Source organism: Amycolatopsis rubida (assembly GCF_900115345.1).
GTDB classification, from domain to species: domain Bacteria; phylum Actinomycetota; class Actinomycetes; order Mycobacteriales; family Pseudonocardiaceae; genus Amycolatopsis; species Amycolatopsis rubida.
The window spans coordinates 444253-461282 of record NZ_FOWC01000003.1 but is presented as its reverse complement, the minus strand read 5'-3'; the positions used below and the strand labels follow the sequence as shown (position 1 = coordinate 461282).

Here is a 17030-nt window from a genome sequence, read left to right as displayed (position 1 = left end):
CGCGGTACCACCCCGCTTGCCCGGCGCGCTGCTCCCGGGCCACTCGTCGCGCGGCTGTCACGGGCCGCACCCGTCCGGTTCTACTGCGGGCGGCGACCGCCCGGTTCTTCCGGAGGCTCCCCGGTGATGGCCGGATCGACGCCTTGCTGACTCCAGGTTAACCTGTCGCCGCAACTCGCTTTCGCCCTGCCCCGGCCGTGCACCGTCACCACCGCGAGCACCGCAGCCGCGAGCCACAGCCCAGCCGACCCGAGCCCCAGCAAGTGCAGGCCGTGCACGAACGACGCGTGCGCCGCCGGTTCTCCCGCCACCGCACCGAAAACCGCCACGCCGAGCGCGCCGCCCGCCTGTCGCGCCGCGTTGTTGAACCCGCCCGCGATGCCCGCCCGCTCCCCAGGCGCGTCGGCGACCGCGGCAGTCACCACGGCGGCGGTCAGCAGTCCCATCCCGGCGCTGAGCACCAACAGCGTCGGCAGCAGCGTCCAGTACCCGGTGCCGGGGCCGATCCGCAGCAGGTTCAGCATCGCCGCGACGCCGAGCAGGAGCCCGGCCACGATCTGCGGGCGCGAGCCGAACCTCGCGGTGAGCCGTCCGGAAACCGGGCCGAGCAGCACCATCGGGACGAACATGGGCAGCACCGCGGCGGCCGCGGCGATCGGGTCCGCGTCGAGCACGTCCTGCGAGTAGAGCGTGAACACCAGCACCGAACCCAGGCCGACGAAGTTCATCGCCGCGGACACCAGGTTCGCGCCCGCCGTCTGCCGCGAGCGCAACAGCGGCAACGGCAGCATCGGCGCCGGAGCGCGCCGTTCCACCACCACGAACGCCACCGCCGCCGCCACCGCGAGCAACCCGGCCCACGGTGTCTTCGCGATCACCGCGTACACCCCGGAGCCGAGCGCTAACGCAGCGGTCGCCGCCCCGGGAACGTCCACGCGGCCCCGTTTCCGGACATCCGGCGGCACCAGCCGCCGGGTCGCGACGGCCGCCGCGGCGACGATGGGAACATTCAGCCAGAACACCGGCCGCCATCCGGCCGTCTGCACGAGAATCCCGCCCAGCAACGGTCCGGCAGGCAAGGCGAGCGCCGAAATCCCGGCCCAGACCCCCAGTACCCGGGCACGTTCCGCACGGCCGGGGAACGTCCCGGCAATCACCGCCATCGTGCCCGGCAGTACCAACGCCGCCCCGGCCCCTTGCACCGCCCGGGCCGCGACCAGCCAGCCCGCCGACCGCGCCAGCCCGCACGCCGCCGAAGCAGCCCCGAAAACGCCCAGCCCGGTCAGCACCACGACGCGGTGCCCGAGCACGTCGCCGAGCGCTCCCCCGGTCAGCAGCAACGCGGCGAGCACGACCGAATAGCCGGCCACCACCCACTGCAGCTGCGGAACGTTCGCGCGCAGTTCGCCGCCGAGAGTGGGGAGAGCGACGTTGACGACGGTGACGTCGAGCTGCACCAGGAACATCCCGGCGCACATGGTGAACAGGATCGCGGTGCGCATGGGCCCAGCAGACACCGGGAACGCTTCCGTCGCGGTGGAAGTGTGCCGGGAGCATGCTGGAGGCATGGAAGGAGACGCCGACATCGCGCGCACCGCCGCCCTGTTCGCCGATCCGGCGCGGGTCCGCGTGCTGATGGCCCTCGCGGACGGCCGGTCGCTGGCCGCGTCCGTGCTGGCCGGCGAAGCGGGCCTGACCGCGCAGGGCGTGAGCGCGCACCTGTCGAAACTGCTGGCCGCGGGCCTGGTGACCGCGGAAAAATCCGGCAGGCACCGGTTCTACCGCATCGCCGGCGCGGCCCCCGAGCTGCTGGAAGCGCTCGCCCGGCACTCCCCCGCGCGCCCCGTCCGCTCGCTGCGGGAGGGCACCCGCGCGGAAGCCCTGCGCACCGCGAGATTGTGCTACGACCACGTCGCCGGACGCCTCGGCGTGACCGTCACGGCGGCCCTGCTCGACCGCGGCGCACTGGCCACTGTGGATGGTGACCCGACCACGCGGCGGCGGGCCGGGGACCGGATTTCCTCGCAGCTGCAAGAACATCCGTACGTGCTGGGGCCTGCCGCCGACGACGTGTTCGCCGCGTTAGGCGTGGATGTCGAGGCGGCCGCGGAGAGCCGTCGTCCGCTGCTGCGGTTCTGTCTGGATTGGACAGAGCAGCGCCATCACCTGGCCGGAGCCCTGGGCGCAGCAGTGACGCGACGGTTTCTCGACGCGGGGTGGCTGCAAAGCCGCGCGAGGGCGCATCGAGCGGTGCGGCTCACCGAAAGCGGGAGCGCGGAGCTTGAGCGGGTACTGGGCCTCGTGAGTGCTGATCACGGTTAGCACCGCGATCGCCACGCACGAGGGCGTCAGCGATGCGCCGCGGCCAGCACCGCGTCCGGACCGCACCGCGCGCACGGCGTGAACCCGAGCTGCCGCGCCTCGCCGACGCCGATCGGGATCGTGTCGCGGCCGGACAGCCAGCCGCAGTCCACCAGGTGGTAGCGCGGGTACTCGTCGACGACCACGACCTCGTCCTCAAGCTCCGTGACCACCTCGAGGTCCTCCGGCGCGGTCTCCTCCACGGCGGGCGGCGTGTCGCGCACCGCCTTCGCCTCGGACTGGGGCCCGGCTTCCGCGGCGGGCTTCCCGACCTCCGGTTCCGGCACGTCCGCCGGATCGCCCAGCTCGCCCGTCGCCGGGATCAGCGCGGTCTGCTCGGCGTCCGCTTCGGCCGGGGCCGCCTCGTCCTTGTTCTCCGCCGAATCCGAGTCCGGCTCGGAGTCCTCGGCGTCGGCCGGCTCTTCGGAGTCCTCGTCCGAGCCGGTGTCCGCGCGTTTGCGCCGGCGCAGCCAGTCGACGAGCAGAAGGAGCCCGGCGAGCACGGAAAGGCCGATGGAAACCCAGGCCCACAGCGAGGTGCCCGTGATGAGCGCCGTGACGAGCAGCCCGAGAGCCGCCAGCACCAGAAGGAGGACGATGTAGAGCACGCTGAATTACAACACGCGCCGCCCGGTTTCCCGATGCGACCCGCCCACGCGGCGTACCCCGCCGGTTCCCCACGGTGGCGGTGCCGGACCCGGACACGCCGAAACCCCGCCGGGTCGGAAGGTCATCCGGCGGGGTGCGTGCGGCGGTCGGTCAGCCTGCCTCGGCGCGCGGGCCGAACGAGTAGCCCTGGCCGCTGTTTCCGGTCGAGGACTGGCTCGACCCGGAGGACGCCGACGCCGGGGCCGCGGAGCCGCGGTCGTCGAGCTCGCGCAGCTGGGACTCGAGGAAGCCGCGCAACCGGGTGCGGTATTCGCGCTCGATCGTGCGGAGCTCTTCGATCTTCTTGCCCAAAGCGCCCTTTTCGGCGTTCAGGTTGTTCATCGTCTCGGTGTACTTGCGCTGCGACTCGCGTTCCAGCGTGGTCGCCTTGTCGCGCGCCTGGCGCTCCAGCGTTTCGACGCGCGTGCGCGCGTCGTTCAGCATCGTCTCGGCGCGGGTGCGCGCCTCGTTCACCATCGAGTCGGACTTCGCCCGGGCGTCGGACAGCAGCTGCTCGGACTTGGTCCGCGCCTCCGCCAGCATCCCGTCGGACTCGGTCTTCGCCTCGGCGGTGAGCCGGTCGGCCATTTCCTGGGCCAGGCCGAGCACCTTGGCCGCCTGGACGTTCGGCTCGCCGCTGTCGGGGACCATCGAGTGCGCCTGGGTCTGCTCCATCGCCGAAGCGGGAGGCGGAACCGGGGCGAGCCGCCGCGACGGCTCGGGGTCGCGGCCCGGCGGCGGGCCGGCGACCTTCGCGTTCTCGAGCTCCGAGCGGGTCGACTCGAGCTCGGAGTCGAGCTGCTCGACCTGCTGGCGCAGCTCGTTGTTGTCCTCGATCAACCGGGCAAGCTCGGTCTCCACCAGGTCGAGGAACGCGTCCACCTCGTCCTCGTTGTAGCCCCTCTTGCCGATGGGCGGCTTGCTGAACGCGACGTTATGCACGTCAGCGGGGGTCAACGACATCAGATCACCTCACGCACTCCATGGCCTGCAGGACACACCCGGGTTTTCCCCGATCACCTGGGTGTCAGTTGCATCGCGAAGAACACAACCAACAGCAGCACCATAATCGACAAGTCCAGTCCTACGCCGCCGATCCGGACCATCGGAATGATCCTGCGGAACAACCGCACCGGCGGGTCGGTCACTGTGTAGATGGTCTCGAGCGTCACCGCAACCCCTCCGGCGGGACGCCATTCCCGTGCGAAAGTCCGCACGAGCTCGACCACGATCCGGGCCGTGAGCAGCAGCCAGAAGGCAAACAGCACGTACCAGATCGCAAGCCACACAGCATTCACGGCGACCACTCTAGCGGGGGACGGCCGGATGGGGCGCGACCAGCCGCCCCGAGGGCGGCATAGTCGACAAAATCACGTCTGGCTGCGCCCAGCGGTCCGCCCCCGTTCACCCGCGCAGGAACAATCCGCCCTCGGCGATCCGCCTGCGGTCCTCGGCGGTCACGTCCACATCGGGCGGTGAGAGAAGGAACACCTTGTTGGTGACCTTGTCCATCGACCCCCGCACGGCGAACGCCAGTCCCGCCGCGAAGTCCACGATCCGCTTGGCGTCCGCGTTCTCCATCTCGGTGAGGTTGATGATCACCGGAATGCCCTCGCGGTAGTGCTCGCCGATCGCCCGCGCCTCGATGTAGCTCGTCGGGTGCAGCGTGGTGATCCGGCTGAGCGGGTCCCGGACCGGCGCGGCGACCGGTTCGGCGACCGGGCGCAACCGGGCGATCGGCTCCGGCTGGCGGTCCACGGCGAGCGCGCCGTGCGTCGTCGGCTCGGCCGCCATCGACCGCGACCGCACGCGAGCGGCCGGTTCGCCGTAAGTCTCTTCGACATCGCGGTAGCGCGCCCGGGACCGCGCCGGCGGCTGGTCGTAGCCGTCGTCGTAGTCGTCGTACCCGTCGTCGTAGCCGTCTTCGTCCGCGGGCACCATCCCGAAGTAGGCCTTCAGCTTCTGCAGCGCGCTCATAGCCTCTCCCTAGCCCTCTGCCGCTCCCGCACCGTTGTGCCCCGCCCGGCCGGACACGAAACGTCACCACCGGGCGGACTCCCTACGGCGAGGCTAAACCGCGCCCGCCGAGCAACGCGGTTCCGACACGCACACACGTGGAGCCGTGCCGGATCGCCTGGTCCAGATCATGGCTCATCCCGGCGGAGACGTCAGCCGCTTCCGGATACCGGGCACGGACTCTTTCCGCCGCGCGGGACAGGCGGGCAAAAGCAGTGCCCGGGTCCTCCCCCAACGGGGCCACAGCCATCACGCCGCGCAGTCGCAGCTCCCCCGTGTGGGCGATGCGGTCGGCGAGGGCGTCGAGCTCCTCGAGCCGGGTCCCGCCGCGCGCGACGTCGCCGTCGAGGCTCACCTGGACCAGGACGTCGAGCGGTCCGGTCCGCTCCCCCGCCTCCCGCGCGGCGGCGACCGCGCGGGCGAGCGCGTCGGCGAGCCGCGCCGAGTCGACCGACTGGACCTCGGCCGCCCAGCGCACCACCGACCGCGCCTTGTTCCGCTGCAGCCGCCCGACCATGTGCCAGCGCGGCGCGGCTTCCGGGCGCAGCTGGGCGACCTCGGCCGCCTTCGGACCGGCTTCCTGGTCGCGGTTTTCGGCGAGGTTCAGCAGCCCGAGGTCGGTCAGCACCGCGGCGTCAGTCGCCGGGAAGGTCTTGGTGACGCCCAGCAACCGCACCTCGTCGCGAGCACGACCGGCCTCCGCGCAGGCGTTCGCGATGCGCTCCTCGACCGCGGCCAGCGACGCCGCCAGCTCCGCCCGCCGCTGCTCCGCCGGGTCCTCGGTCACGCCTTCTCCTCTTCCAGCCAGGTGATTCCGGCGATGCGGCCGGTGGTGCCGTCGCGGCGGAAGCTGAACAACGTCTTGTCCTCCGCCGTGCACCGCGGATCCGCCCCGACGCGGCCGACGCCGAGGTCGGCCAGCTGCTGCCAGAGCCCGGCCCGCAGGTCCAGGCTGGTCGTGCCCTTGCGCGTTGTGCCGGAACTGCCGGGCAGATGTTTCTCGACGTCCGCGGCCATCGCGGCCGGGACCTCGTAGCAGTCGCCGCAAATGGCCGGACCGAGCAACGCCTCGACGCGGCCCGGTTCGGCGCCGAGCTCGCGCATCGCCTCCAGCGCGGCAGGCACCACGCCGACGCGCGCGCCGACCCGGCCCGCGTGCACCGCGGCGACGACGCCCGCTTCCGGATCCGCCATGAGCACCGGAACGCAGTCCGCGACCAGCACCACGAGCGCGACGCCCGGACGATCGGTCACCAGCGCGTCGGTCGCTTCGGCGGCGGAGGTCTCGGTGCCGTCCACGACGGTCGCGGTGCGGCCGTGCACCTGCTCCATCCAGGCCAGCTTGTCCTCGGCGAGACCGAGTTCGGTCGCCAGCCGCTTGCGGTTGGCGTAGACGTCGCCCGCGTCGTCGCCGACATGGTCGCCGAGGTTGAAACTCTCGTACGGCGGCCGGGAAGCCCCGCCCGCCCTGGTCGTGACCACTCGTCGTACTCGCACCCCGTCATCCTGCCAAAAACCGCGGCGGCCGCCGGGGGCGAGGCTCGTGAGCGGCGATCCCGGTTCTCACCGGCAGCAGCGCTCACGAGGCCGGTCTGGCCGCCGCACGCTTCTGCCCACTGCGCCCATGCCCCGCGGCCACCGCAGCAGCTGCCTTGTCCCGCGCAAGTACGCGTCGTGGCCGGGCCCTCGTGAGTGGCGATCCCGGCGAGAACCGGCACCAGCGCTCACGAGCCCCGCACCCCCAAGCCTCGTGAGTGGCGATCCCAGTGAAAACCGGCACCAGCGCTCACGAGGGCCCGGACACGACGACGGCCGCCCCGAACGTGTCGGGACGGCCGTCGCTCGCGAGTCCTTGCTTACCGCCGCATGAACGGCGGCACGTCCACGTCGTCGTCGGTCGGGTCGTCGTGCACCGTCGTCGGGCGGCTCGGCAGACCGCCCGACGCGGAACCGGAACCGATCGGCGAATAGCCGCGCGAGCCGCCGCCCGGCTGGGGAAGGCCGCCCGGTGGGGTGCCGGTGCCCGGCTGCGGCAGGCCCGACGGCGGAGTCCGCGGCGGAGCCACCGGGTAGCCGGAGCTGCCCGCCGGGGGCACCGGGGTGGCCCCGGTCTGCGGCGGGGTCTGCGCGGCCGAACCGCCGCCGACCTGGCCCGCCGCGGCGGACGCGGTGCCGTTGCCCTGTTTGCCGCCGAACGCGGGCGGGTCGAGTTTCTTGTGGGTGGGCGCGCCCGCGTCGAACCCGGCCGCGATCACCGTGACGCGGACCTCGTCGCCGAGGGAGTCGTCGATGATCGTGCCGAAGATGATGTTCGCGTCCGGGTGCGCCGATTCCTGCACGAGCGACGCGGCCTCGTTGATCTCGAACAGCCCGAGGTCCGATCCGCCCGCGATGGACAGCAGCGCGCCGTGCGCGCCGTCCATCGACGCTTCCAGCAGCGGCGAGTTGATCGCCTTCTCCGCGGCCTGGATCGCCCGTCCCTCGCCGCGCGCGGAGCCGATGCCCATCAGCGCGGAGCCCGCGCCGGACATGACGCTCTTGACGTCGGCGAAGTCCAGGTTGATCAGGCCCGGCGTGGTGATCAGGTCGGTGATGCCCTGGACACCGGAGAGCAGCACCTCGTCGGCGGAGCGGAACGCGTCCATCAGGGACACGCCGATGTCGCCGAGCTGCAGCAGCCGGTCGTTCGGGATCACGATCAGCGTGTCGCACTCGTTGCGCAGCTGCTGGATGCCCTCTTCGGCCTGCTTGCCGCGGCGTTTGCCCTCGAAGGTGAACGGGCGGGTCACCACGCCGATCGTGAGCGCGCCGAGCTTGCGGGCGATCTGCGCGACGACCGGCGCGCCGCCGGTGCCGGTGCCGCCGCCCTCGCCCGCGGTCACGAACACCATGTCGGCGCCCTTGATGACCTCTTCGATCTCCTCGCGGTGGTCCTCGGCCGCCTTCTGCCCCACCTCGGGGGCGGCTCCGGCGCCGAGTCCGCGGGTCAGTTCCCGGCCGATGTCGAGCTTGACGTCGGCGTCGGACATGAGCAGTGCCTGCGCGTCGGTGTTCACCGCGATGAACTCGACACCCTTGAGGCCGACCTCGATCATCCGGTTCACGGCGTTCACGCCGCCGCCGCCGATGCCGACGACCTTGATCACCGCAAGGTAGTTGTGCGGGGGCGTCATCGGGTCCGCCTTCCTGATCGTGATGTGCACATGCCGCCCGCCGGGGCCGGAAACCCTCAACCTCAACCCGAGAGTGAGAGTTATGTCAACCACCGGCGTCAAGGCAGGACGGTAGGCGCCGCGCAAGCTCTAATCCAGTAGCCACGCCGTGAGCGGCAAAGGTGTTTTGCCACAACGCGAAGCCGCGCGCAAGGCCGGAGCCCGCCGCGAGGCCGGGCGCGCGGTCTGCTATGCGGGCACGGAAGTGACCAGAACGACGTCGCTCGACGGCTTCCCCGACGGCGATCCCCCGGCCTGCTCCACGCTCACCGCGAACTGCTGCGCACCAGCCAGGCCGTCCGCCACCACCAGCGAACCCGACGGTCCCCCGGGCAGCAGACCAGCCGGGCGCGGCGCGAGGTCCGGGCCCATCAGCCAGGCCTCGTACACCTGCCCGGACTGGACCGGCGGCAGCCCGGACTGCATGAACATCACGCGGTCCAGCTTCCGCGAAACGACCACCGTGCCTCCGCCCCCGCGCGGCGACGTGACGTGCTCGGTCCGCGTGTCGGGCGCGGTGAGCAATTCGGCCACCGGCAGGTAGCGGTCGCGCGCGGCGCCCAATTCGGACTGTGCGCTGTTCAGCTGGCTGCTGGTGTGCAGCGCGATCCCGCCGAACACGCCGGCCAGGGCGAGCCCGATCACCGCGGCCGCGGCGGCGATGAGCATCGGCCAGCGGCGCGGTCCGCGCGGACGCGGTTCCGCGGCGCCGGTCCGCGGCGGCAGCTGGCGCGTCGTGCGCATTTCCGTCAGCACCCGGTCCTTGAGGCCGGACGGCGGCTGCTCGTCCATCGCCGCGCCGAGCCGGGCCGCGGTCTCGCTCAGTTCCCGCACCTCCTGCGCGCAGGCCTCGCACTGCTCGAGGTGACGGCGGAACTGGGCCCGCTCGACCTCCGACAGCGCGTCGAGCGCGTACGCGCCGGCCAACGTGTGCATCTCCGGGCTGCTCACGCCGTCACCCCCAAGCAGTCGCGCAGCCGGATCAACCCGTCGCGCAGTCTCGTCTTGACCGTCCCCTGCGGCGTGTCCAGCACGTCGGCGACCTCGCGATAGGTGTAGCCCTGGTAGTAGGCCAGGAGGACCGATTCCCGCTGCAGTTCGGTGAGCGTCTTCAGGCAGCGCCGCACCTGCGAACGTTCCAGCCGGGTCGCGACGGATTCGGCGACCTCGTCGAACGGCCGCCCGCGCGCGGCTTCGAAGGTCGCTTTGCGCTCCCGTTCGGTGCTCGCCCGGGCGGACCGGACCCGGTCGACCGCGCGGCGGTGCGCGAGAGTCATCGCCCAGTTCAGGACGCTGCCCTTCGCCGGCGAATAACGCGTCGCGGTCTTCCACAGCTCCACGAGCACCTCCTGCGCGACCTCTTCGGACTGCGCAGGATCTCGCACGATGCGGCGGACAAGCCCGTAGACGGGACCGGCGAGCTGATCGTAGAGCCGCTCGAAGGCGCGTTCGTCCCCCTTCGCGACCAGCGCCATCAGGTCCTCGGCACCGGTCGAGGGCACCGCCGAGAGCCGGTCCGCCGGGCGTGCGCTCTCATCCATGGAGGGCTCCTGCCGTGTTCTGTCCGGTCCGGGCGGCGAGCGGGGCCTTGCGCCGCCACAGCGCGAGCCCGTGGCGGCGGATCAGCGCCGCGACGCGCTGCGGTTGCAGCGGCCTGCCCAGCAGGAACCGCGCGAGCGTGCGGATCCCGACCGGACGGCGGACTCCTCGCAGCGTAGCGGTCAGCGCGGCGTCTCCGTCGTGCTGGAGGACGACGGTCAACGCCAGCAGCGCGTCCGGCCGCGGCAGGTGCATCCGGTACTCCCCCGCCATCTCCTGGAACGGCGACACGTAGAACTCCTTGTCCGCCCGGAGGTCCCCGAGGTCCCCGCCGGGCCGGAGCAGGTAGGCGTGCCGTCCGCCGTAGGTGTTGTGCACCTCGGCGACCACGCAGGCGAGCGCGCCGTCCGGCGTGTGGCACCAGTAGACCGTGATCGGATTGAACACGTACCCGAGAACGCGCGCCGACGCGAGCATCGTCACCGGTCCGCCGCGCAAGTCCACTCCGCGGTGCGCGAGCCAAGCGTCCAGTTTGGACCGGATGTCGCCGGGCTCGCCCCGGCTGAAGTGGTCGCGGCCGTCGAAGCGCGCGAACGGCCGGAGCCACCACGGCAGCCGCGGCAGGTCGTCGAGGTCGGTCCGCCACAGGTACATCCGGTGCGCGAAGGAGTACGGCGGGTCGGCCCGGCGGACGTGCGCGACGGTGGCGTCGTAGAGAGCGGTCACCAGCTCACCCCGAAACTGGCCGCGGCGCGGACGCCGGAAGAACAGCCGTCCTCGTGGAATCCCCAGCCTTGATAAGCCCCGGCATACGCGAGGACACCGTCGTTCAATTCCGCCAGGCTCCTCTGCGCGGCAACCGATTCCGGCGTGTAGATCGGGTGCTCGTAGGACATTTTCGCGACCACTGCGTCCGAATCGAGGCCGACGCTCGGGTTGAGGGTGACGGCGTACGTCGTCGCTTCGTCGAGGCCCATCAGGCGATTCAGGTCGTAGGTGACTTGGACAGCGCGCATGTCCGCCCCGCAGCCAGGCGTCCGGTAATTCCAGGAAGACCGGGCACCAGGCACGGTCGGCAGCACGGCGGGATCAGTGTGCAGCCAAGCTTCGTTGCGCGAGTAGCGGAAAGCACCGAGCAGTTTCTGTTCCGCCGCGGTGGGATCCGTCAGCATGCGCAACGCTTGATCCGCATGCGTCGCAACCACGACGCGGTCGACCCGGTGTGCTGTGTCGGCATCGTCGCGCACCTCGACGCCGCGCGCGGTCCGCCGCACCGCGCGTACTGGAGTGGACAGATGCACTGCGGTGAGCTGCTTGGCCGCCCGCTCGACGTACTCCCGCGAACCGCCGGCAACCGTCCGCCAGGTCGGCGAATTCCGCACGGTGAGCATTCCGTGATTGCGCAGGAATTCGAACAGATACCGCGCCGGATACTGCATGGTGTCGGTGCGATCGGCGGACCACACCGTGGACACGAGAGGCAGCACGAAATGGTCCACGAAGTACCGCGAATACCCGCCGATCGCGAGGAATGCGCCGAGCGGGACGTCGCCCGCGTCGGGGCGAGCCAGCAGGCGTCCGGCGTGCCGGTGGAACCGCTTCACCTCGGCCAGCATGCGCAGGTAGCGCGTGGACGCGACGTTGCTCCGTTGCGCGAACAGCCCGCGCACGCCCTTCGCCCCGGCGTACTGCAGGCCGCAGCCGTCGCAACGGATGCTCATCGACATCTCGGTCTCGCGGGTGCGGACGCCCAGTTCGCCGAACAGCCGCAGCAGCGTCGGGTAGGTGCGCTCGTTGTGGACGAGGAACCCGGTATCGACGGCGACGGTCCCGCCGTGCGCGCTCGGCACGTCGTGGGTGTGGGCGTGGCCGCCGAGCCGGTCGTCGGCTTCGAACAGCAGAACCTCGTAGCGGCGCTGCAGCAGGTACGCGGCGGTGAGGCCGGCGACCCCGCTGCCGATGACAGCGATGCGTTGTCCCGTGGTGTGGTGCACGGAAGGCATTCGGCGCCGCGGCCGGGCCGGATTGGCGCCAATCCGGGCGATCCCCGGCTCCGAATCCCTCGCATGCCGAAATCCGCAGCCCACCGACTCGCCGACTTCGCCGAACGCGTCCTCGGCGGCCCGCTCCCGGTCGCCGTCCGCACCTGGGACGGGCACCAGGCCGGACCGGCCGGACCGACCGTCGTCCTGAAAAACCGCCGCGCGCTGCGCTGGCTGCTGTACTCGCCTGGCGAACTGGGCCTGGCCAGGGCTTACGTCTCGGGCGATCTGGACGTCGAGGGGGATCTCACCGAGGGCTTCCGCCGGGCCTGGGCCTACCGGCCGCACCTGTCCGCACGAGACTTCGGCGAGGCCGTGCGTCTGGCCGCCCGGCTCGGAGTGTTCGGCCTGCCGCCGAAGCCGCCCGCCGAAGAAGCCCGGCTGCGCGGGAAGCGGCACACCCTCGGCCGGGACCGCTCCGCGATCTCGCACCACTACGACCTGTCGAACGCCTTCTACCAGCTGCTGATGGACGATTCGATGGCGTACTCCTCGGGCTACTGGTCCGAGGACGCCGGCTCTGCTGATCTTGCTCGCGCCCAGCACGACAAACTTGAGCTGATCTGCCGCAAACTCGGCCTGCGGCCGGGCATGCGCCTGCTCGACGTCGGCTGCGGCTGGGGTTCCCTGGTCGTGCACGCGGCGAAGCACCACGGCGTCCAGGTCGTCGGCGTCACCATCTCCGCCGAGCAGGTGCAGCACGTCAAAACCCGGCTTGCGCAGCACGACCTGGACGACCGCGTCGAAGTCCGGCGGCAGGACTACCGGGAACTCGCCGGAGAGACCTTCGACGCCGTAGCATCCATCGAGATGGGCGAACACGTCGGCGAAGAGAACTACCCGGCCTACGCCGCCACGCTGCACCGGATGCTCAAACCCACCGGCCGCCTGCTGCTGCAGCAAATGTCGCGCGGAGCGGTCGCACCCGGCGGCGGCGCGTTCATCGAGCGCTACATCGCCCCCGACATGACCATGCGCCCGCTCAGCCGCACCCTCGGCCACCTTGAAACCGCGGGCTTCGAAATCCGCGACGTGCACGCGTTGCGCGAGCACTACGTCCCGACTGTGCGAGCCTGGGCAGACACGCTGGAGCAGCACTGGGACGAGGCCGTCGCGCTGATCGGCGAGGCCGGAGCCCGGGTCTGGCGGCTTTACCTCGCAGGTGGTGCACTCGCCTTCGAGGAGAACCGCATGGGCGTCGACCAGATCCTCGCGGTGCGACCGGACGCGACCGGCCGCTCCGCCCTGCCGTGGACGAGGGAGTGGGCATGATCGCGCTGCTCGCCCTCACCGCCGGGGTCACCCTGGTCGCGGTGACCCTGACCTTCGGCATCGCCCGCCTGCGCCGCCGCTACGACACCATCGACACCTTCTGGGGCCTGGGCTTCGCCCTCGTCGCGGTGGTCTCGTTCCCCTTCGGCTCGGGCCCGCTCGCCCTGCGCCTGACGACGGCCGCGCTCACCGTCGTCTGGGGCGTGCGCCTGGCCGTTCACCTGCACCTGCGCAACCGCGGCAAGCCGGAAGACCCGCGCTACCAGCAGATAGCCGAACGCGCGGGCGCGAATCCCGGCGTCCGGATCTTCGTGCGGACCTACCTGATGCAGGCCGTGGTCCTGTGGTTCGTCTCGCTGCCCGTGCAGTTCGCCATGTCCGGCACGGGTTTCGGCGTCACCGCCTGGCTGGGCGTGGCGGTCTGGCTGGTCGGCTTCGCCTTCGAAACCGTCGGCGACGAGCAGCTGCGCCGGTTCCGCGAGGACCCGGCGACCCGGGGCCAAGTCCTCGACACCGGCCTCTGGCGCTACACCCGGCACCCGAACTACTTCGGCGACGCCTGCGTCTGGTGGGGCCTCTACCTGCTGGCCTGCTCGACGTGGCCCGGTGCGTTGACGATCCTGTCCCCGGTCGCGATGACCTTCACCCTCGCCCGCGGCACCGGCAAGCCCATGCTGGAAAACGGCATGCGGCACACCCGCCCCGGCTACGCCGGCTACATCGCCCGCACCAGCGGATTCGTCCCGCTGCCCCCGAAGAAGTTCACTGCCCGATGAGCTTCCGCGACAACTCGTGCGGCCGCGAGGTCTCCTTCACCTGACACTCGACCACCGTTCCGGCCGTCACCAGCCGCGCGGCCCAACCGCTGCGGGCCTCCCGGCGGCGGTCATCAGCTCGCCGGGCACGTGCGCTTGCTCGCCGATGCGCCCGGGGCACTCCCAGGCCATGGTCGCGCGCAGCGGTTCGAGGTCGCCGGCCAGCTGCGCGCGATCGGGGCTCACTCCCCGGTGAGACCGTCGGTCAGCTCCCGCAACAGGTCAAGATGCCCGAGATGGCGCGCGGTCTCCTCGATCATGTGCGTGACAACCCAACGCACCGTGAGCGGCTTGTCCCCCTTGAACAGCACCGTGTCGTCGAACCCCCGCGCCGCCACGACCGCCCGGCACTGCTCGGCCTCCGCCTCGTAGTCGGCGATCAACTGCGTCATCGGCAGCTCCAGCGCGAGCCGGAACTCGGCATCGCGATCGATCTCAAGCCGATCCGCCCACGCGTCCGGCTGCCCGTCGAGCACGACCCGGAACCAGTAGTTCTCCACGAGCGTGAGATGGCACAGCAGCCCGGCGATCGTGGTCAGCTCGCTGGGCACCTGCGTTCGGCGGGCCTGCTCGTCGGTGAGCCCGGAGCATTTCCACACGACGCTGGCGCGCAGGAAGTCGAGGAAGCCGGTGAGCTGGGCGCGCTCGTCCCCCGCCATCGGCGGATCGGGACGTTCAGGAGCATCGGTCACCGTTCGCAGTCTGCCGTACCGGGCCACCCCTTTCCGCGTTTTAACTTGCACACAATGTAATTGTGTACTACCTTCAACGGGGCAGTGTTCCCCCACCGTTTCGAAGGAGACAGCGATGCCCAGCCGCGACGCGACCACCCACTGGACCGGCGGACTGCAGAAAGGCAAGGGCGAGGTCACCCTCGACTCGTCGAACCTGGGCGCCTACGAGGTGTCCTTCCCGACCCGGGCAGGCGATCCGGACGGCCGGACCAGCCCCGAGGAACTCATCGCCGCCGCCCACTCCAGCTGCTTGGCGATGAACCTCTCCGGCGTGCTGGAGTCCCGGAAACTGGAAGCCGAGTACATCGACGTCTCCGCCGAGGTGACCCTCGGCCCAGCCGACGGCGGCGGCTTCGAAATCAGCGGCATCGCCATCACCCTGCGCGCGAAACTGGACGGCGTGACCGCGGACCAGTTCGCCGAGCTGGCCACCGCCGCCGAACAAACCTGCCCGGTCTCCAAGGCCCTCTCCGGCACCACCATCACCCTGGACGCCGCACTGGCCTGACCCCCGCCGGTCGTGCGGGGGGCTCTGCTTCCCCCAGGGTCCCCCGCACGACCCGCGATCGGCCGCGCGCAGCCGGTTTTGTCGGTGCTCGATCCTACGATGCGGATCGTGAAAAGACATGTCGACGAGGACCTGCACGACGCGGAGTTCCGCGAGTGCGATCTGACCGGAGCGCGCCTGATCGGCGTGGTCATGCGGGACGCCGTGATCGACGGGCTCGTCTCCAACCTCGTGGTGAACGGCGTCGAAGTCAGCGAGTACGTCGAGGCGGAACTGGACCGCCGCCATCCGGTGCGAGTGCTGATCCGCTCGGCGGACCTCGCCGACCTGCGCGAGGCAGCGCGCCGGCTCCGTGCCGGCTGGACCGCGACGATCGAGCGAATCCGCCGCGCACCAGGCATCGAACGCCGCAGCGTGAACGACGAATGGTCCGCGGCGCAGACAATGCGCCACCTGGTCTTCGTCCACGACTCTTGGTTCCGCCGCTGCTGCCTAGGCTCGACGTCGCAATTCACGCCCATGGGCATCGGCCCCACCGTCGAGCCCTACCGCGAAGCACACGGGCTAGACCTCTCGCTAGATCCGTCCCTAGACGAAATCGCGAACGTGCGCGACGCACAAGCCGCCGAACTAGAAGCCTGGCTGGACAAGGTCACCACCGCCCAGCTAACAGCACCAGCCCCAGTACCCGACGACGACGTCTGGCCGCCCTACGCAAGAGGCCGCTCAGTGCGCCAATGCCTAGGCACCGTGCTCACCGAAACCTTCGAACACCACAGCTTCTGCACCAGAGACCTAGACCTCATCGAAACCGCTGGCTAAAGCATCCGCAGCCAGTGCACCGCCCAACCAGGCAGCCACCCCCTGATACGAAGCCAAAACACAGCGCGGGGGTGCTGGTCAAGGAAGCTTTCCGCCCTGACCAGCACCCCCGCGCCGTAGTCACACCCCAGCTTCGGGGCGCCCTAACCGAGCACCGGGCGCAATGTCGCCGCCGGGCGACGAGCCACCCCCTCAGGAAAACGCCGCACCATTAACCTTGGCCCACTCAGCAAAAGAAACCCCGTCCCGCCCCAGCAATTCCTCCACCACCCCAGTAGGAACCTGCGGCTCCCGATCAGTCACCGCGAAATTCTCCAGCAACCACGAAGCAACCCCCGCCGGATACCCGGCCCCGACCCACTCGGCAATCTGCTCCTCCGGGGTCAACTCCACGAACCGCAGCGCCTTCCCCACCGCACCCCCGATAGCCGCAGCCATCGCCTCCAGCGAAATCCCCTCCGGCCCGCTCACTTCATAAGTCCGCCCCCCATGCCCTTCCGCGGCCAGCACCTGGGCAGCCACCGCGGCGATATCCCCCAAATCAACGGGCGTCTGCGTAGCCCGGGGATAAACCGACCGGACCTCCCCCCGCTCCCGAATCGAAGCCGCCCACCCCAACGAATTGATCATAAACGCCCCGGGCCGCACAAACGTCCAGTCGAATTCACCAGCCCGCACCGCGGCCTCGACCGCGGCGAACCCGTGCCCGCTGGACATCGGATGTGTATCCCCCACACTGGACCCGGACAGCGCGACCACCCGCGGAATCCCAGCCGCCGAAGCCAGTTCGCAAAACCGCGAAACAGTCCGCGGGTAAGGAGCCAGATAAACCGCTTCGACCCCGGCCAGCGCAGCAGGCAACGTCGAAGGCTTGGCCAGCGACCCGACCGCCACCTCGACCCCGTCCGGCAATGCCGCCCGCTCCGGGTCCACCGTCAACGCCCGCACCGGCACCCCGCGAGCCACCAGCTCGTCAACCACCAGCCGCCCGACGTTGCCGGTCGCACCCGTCACCAGAACTGTCATGCCCCCACCTTCTCGTATGGCGTACGAACTCGACT

20 protein-coding genes are annotated in these 17030 nt (G+C 70.8%); 5 read left to right on the top strand and 15 right to left on the bottom strand.

What is annotated here, in order from left to right:
• Positions 1 to 80 precede the first annotated feature (80 nt).
• Positions 81 to 1502, bottom strand: coding sequence for an MFS transporter (locus BM362_RS16485; RefSeq protein ID WP_167545334.1), 1422 nt, complete (start codon positions 1500 to 1502; stop codon positions 81 to 83).
• Positions 1503 to 1566: 64 nt separating this feature from the next.
• Between BM362_RS16485 and BM362_RS16480 the strand changes: the two genes are divergently transcribed.
• Complete coding sequence (locus BM362_RS16480; protein WP_093573699.1) at positions 1567 to 2322, top strand: ArsR/SmtB family transcription factor; 756 nt, start codon at positions 1567 to 1569, stop codon at positions 2320 to 2322.
• A 26-nt stretch (positions 2323 to 2348) separates the two neighbouring features.
• On the opposite strand, the gene BM362_RS16475 is transcribed toward BM362_RS16480, so the two are convergent.
• The 11 genes from BM362_RS16475 to BM362_RS16425 all read right to left on the bottom strand — a co-directional run bounded on the left by BM362_RS16475 (position 2349) and on the right by BM362_RS16425 (position 11779).
• Positions 2349 to 2969 carry a hypothetical protein gene (locus BM362_RS16475; RefSeq protein WP_067581345.1) on the bottom strand — a complete coding sequence of 207 codons (621 nt, stop codon included), beginning with the start codon at positions 2967 to 2969 and terminating at the stop codon, positions 2349 to 2351.
• Between the two features lie 151 nt (positions 2970 to 3120).
• On the bottom strand, positions 3121 to 3972 hold the full coding sequence (gene wag31 / locus BM362_RS16470) for a DivIVA-like cell division protein Wag31 (RefSeq protein ID WP_067581343.1): 852 nt from the start codon (positions 3970 to 3972) through the stop codon (positions 3121 to 3123).
• Positions 3973 to 4025: 53 nt separating this feature from the next.
• Positions 4026 to 4298, bottom strand: coding sequence for a YggT family protein (locus tag BM362_RS16465; RefSeq protein ID WP_037367937.1), 273 nt, complete (start codon positions 4296 to 4298; stop codon positions 4026 to 4028).
• Positions 4299 to 4413: 115 nt separating this feature from the next.
• Positions 4414 to 4986: a cell division protein SepF gene (locus BM362_RS16460; protein WP_067581341.1), complete on the bottom strand. Its 573-nt coding sequence runs from the start codon at positions 4984 to 4986 to the stop codon at positions 4414 to 4416.
• An 82-nt stretch (positions 4987 to 5068) separates the two neighbouring features.
• Positions 5069 to 5812: a YggS family pyridoxal phosphate-dependent enzyme gene (locus BM362_RS16455; protein WP_093573698.1), complete on the bottom strand. Its 744-nt coding sequence runs from the start codon at positions 5810 to 5812 to the stop codon at positions 5069 to 5071.
• Positions 5809 to 6522, bottom strand: coding sequence for a peptidoglycan editing factor PgeF (gene pgeF / locus BM362_RS16450; RefSeq protein WP_093573697.1), 714 nt, complete (start codon positions 6520 to 6522; stop codon positions 5809 to 5811). The genes BM362_RS16455 and pgeF overlap by 4 nt, the downstream gene beginning before the upstream one ends.
• Positions 6523 to 6881: 359 nt before the next feature.
• Positions 6882 to 8198 carry a cell division protein FtsZ gene (ftsZ, locus tag BM362_RS16445; protein WP_067582264.1) on the bottom strand — a complete coding sequence of 439 codons (1317 nt, stop codon included), beginning with the start codon at positions 8196 to 8198 and terminating at the stop codon, positions 6882 to 6884.
• A gap of 228 nt (positions 8199 to 8426) precedes the next feature.
• Entirely contained in the window at positions 8427 to 9188 is a 762-nt protein-coding gene (locus BM362_RS16440; RefSeq protein WP_093573696.1) for an anti-sigma factor, read from the bottom strand.
• Entirely contained in the window at positions 9185 to 9778 is a 594-nt protein-coding gene (gene sigK / locus BM362_RS16435; RefSeq protein ID WP_067581333.1) for an ECF RNA polymerase sigma factor SigK, read from the bottom strand. Before sigK ends, BM362_RS16440 begins: the two co-directional genes overlap by 4 nt.
• Positions 9771 to 10505 carry a DUF1365 domain-containing protein gene (locus tag BM362_RS16430; protein ID WP_093573695.1) on the bottom strand — a complete coding sequence of 245 codons (735 nt, stop codon included), beginning with the start codon at positions 10503 to 10505 and terminating at the stop codon, positions 9771 to 9773. The genes sigK and BM362_RS16430 overlap by 8 nt, the downstream gene beginning before the upstream one ends.
• Entirely contained in the window at positions 10499 to 11779 is a 1281-nt protein-coding gene (locus BM362_RS16425) for an NAD(P)/FAD-dependent oxidoreductase (protein ID WP_067582260.1), read from the bottom strand. Before BM362_RS16425 ends, BM362_RS16430 begins: the two co-directional genes overlap by 7 nt.
• A gap of 63 nt (positions 11780 to 11842) precedes the next feature.
• Between BM362_RS16425 and BM362_RS16420 the strand changes: the two genes are divergently transcribed.
• Positions 11843 to 13090, top strand: coding sequence for an SAM-dependent methyltransferase (locus BM362_RS16420; protein WP_093573694.1), 1248 nt, complete (start codon positions 11843 to 11845; stop codon positions 13088 to 13090).
• Entirely contained in the window at positions 13087 to 13866 is a 780-nt protein-coding gene (locus tag BM362_RS16415) for a DUF1295 domain-containing protein (RefSeq protein WP_093573867.1), read from the top strand. Before BM362_RS16420 ends, BM362_RS16415 begins: the two co-directional genes overlap by 4 nt.
• Positions 13867 to 13932: 66 nt before the next feature.
• Here BM362_RS16415 and BM362_RS47470 read toward each other — a convergent pair whose 3' ends face one another.
• Both BM362_RS47470 and BM362_RS16410 read right to left on the bottom strand, forming a co-directional pair.
• Positions 13933 to 14091, bottom strand: a complete 159-nt coding sequence (locus BM362_RS47470; RefSeq protein WP_157904907.1) for a hypothetical protein — start codon at positions 14089 to 14091, stop codon at positions 13933 to 13935.
• Positions 14088 to 14597 carry a DinB family protein gene (locus BM362_RS16410; RefSeq protein ID WP_093573866.1) on the bottom strand — a complete coding sequence of 170 codons (510 nt, stop codon included), beginning with the start codon at positions 14595 to 14597 and terminating at the stop codon, positions 14088 to 14090. The genes BM362_RS47470 and BM362_RS16410 overlap by 4 nt, the downstream gene beginning before the upstream one ends.
• Before the next feature lie 115 nt (positions 14598 to 14712).
• On the opposite strand from BM362_RS16410, the gene BM362_RS16405 reads away from it, so the two are divergent.
• Together BM362_RS16405 and BM362_RS16400 are read left to right on the top strand one after the other, a co-directional pair.
• Positions 14713 to 15147: an OsmC family peroxiredoxin gene (locus BM362_RS16405; RefSeq protein ID WP_067581326.1), complete on the top strand. Its 435-nt coding sequence runs from the start codon at positions 14713 to 14715 to the stop codon at positions 15145 to 15147.
• A gap of 108 nt (positions 15148 to 15255) precedes the next feature.
• Positions 15256 to 15969, top strand: coding sequence for a DinB family protein (locus tag BM362_RS16400; RefSeq protein ID WP_208865222.1), 714 nt, complete (start codon positions 15256 to 15258; stop codon positions 15967 to 15969).
• Positions 15970 to 16161: 192 nt separating this feature from the next.
• Here BM362_RS16400 and BM362_RS16395 read toward each other — a convergent pair whose 3' ends face one another.
• The gene (locus tag BM362_RS16395) at positions 16162 to 16995 is read right to left on the bottom strand and encodes an NAD(P)H-binding protein (protein WP_093573692.1); all 834 of its coding nucleotides are present in this window, start codon (positions 16993 to 16995) and stop codon (positions 16162 to 16164) included.
• Between the last annotated feature and the right edge of the window lie 35 nt (positions 16996 to 17030).

Excerpts from the sequence above, each read along its gene's own strand:
- wag31 (WP_067581343.1), bottom strand. The coding sequence starts at position 3,972 with ATGTCGTTGACCCCCGCTGACGTGCATAACGTCGCGTTCAGCAAGCCG.
- BM362_RS16415 (WP_093573867.1), top strand. The coding sequence starts at position 13,087 with ATGATCGCGCTGCTCGCCCTCACCGCCGGGGTCACCCTGGTCGCGGTG.
- ftsZ (WP_067582264.1), bottom strand. The coding sequence starts at position 8,198 with ATGACGCCCCCGCACAACTACCTTGCGGTGATCAAGGTCGTCGGCATC.
- BM362_RS16460 (WP_067581341.1), bottom strand. The coding sequence starts at position 4,986 with ATGAGCGCGCTGCAGAAGCTGAAGGCCTACTTCGGGATGGTGCCCGCG.
- BM362_RS16395 (WP_093573692.1), bottom strand. The coding sequence starts at position 16,995 with ATGACAGTTCTGGTGACGGGTGCGACCGGCAACGTCGGGCGGCTGGTG.
- BM362_RS16405 (WP_067581326.1), top strand. The coding sequence starts at position 14,713 with ATGCCCAGCCGCGACGCGACCACCCACTGGACCGGCGGACTGCAGAAA.
- BM362_RS16480 (WP_093573699.1), top strand. The coding sequence starts at position 1,567 with ATGGAAGGAGACGCCGACATCGCGCGCACCGCCGCCCTGTTCGCCGAT.
- BM362_RS16425 (WP_067582260.1), bottom strand. The coding sequence starts at position 11,779 with ATGCCTTCCGTGCACCACACCACGGGACAACGCATCGCTGTCATCGGC.
- sigK (WP_067581333.1), bottom strand. The coding sequence starts at position 9,778 with ATGGATGAGAGCGCACGCCCGGCGGACCGGCTCTCGGCGGTGCCCTCG.
- BM362_RS16485 (WP_167545334.1), bottom strand. The coding sequence starts at position 1,502 with ATGCGCACCGCGATCCTGTTCACCATGTGCGCCGGGATGTTCCTGGTG.
- BM362_RS16420 (WP_093573694.1), top strand. The coding sequence starts at position 11,843 with ATGCCGAAATCCGCAGCCCACCGACTCGCCGACTTCGCCGAACGCGTC.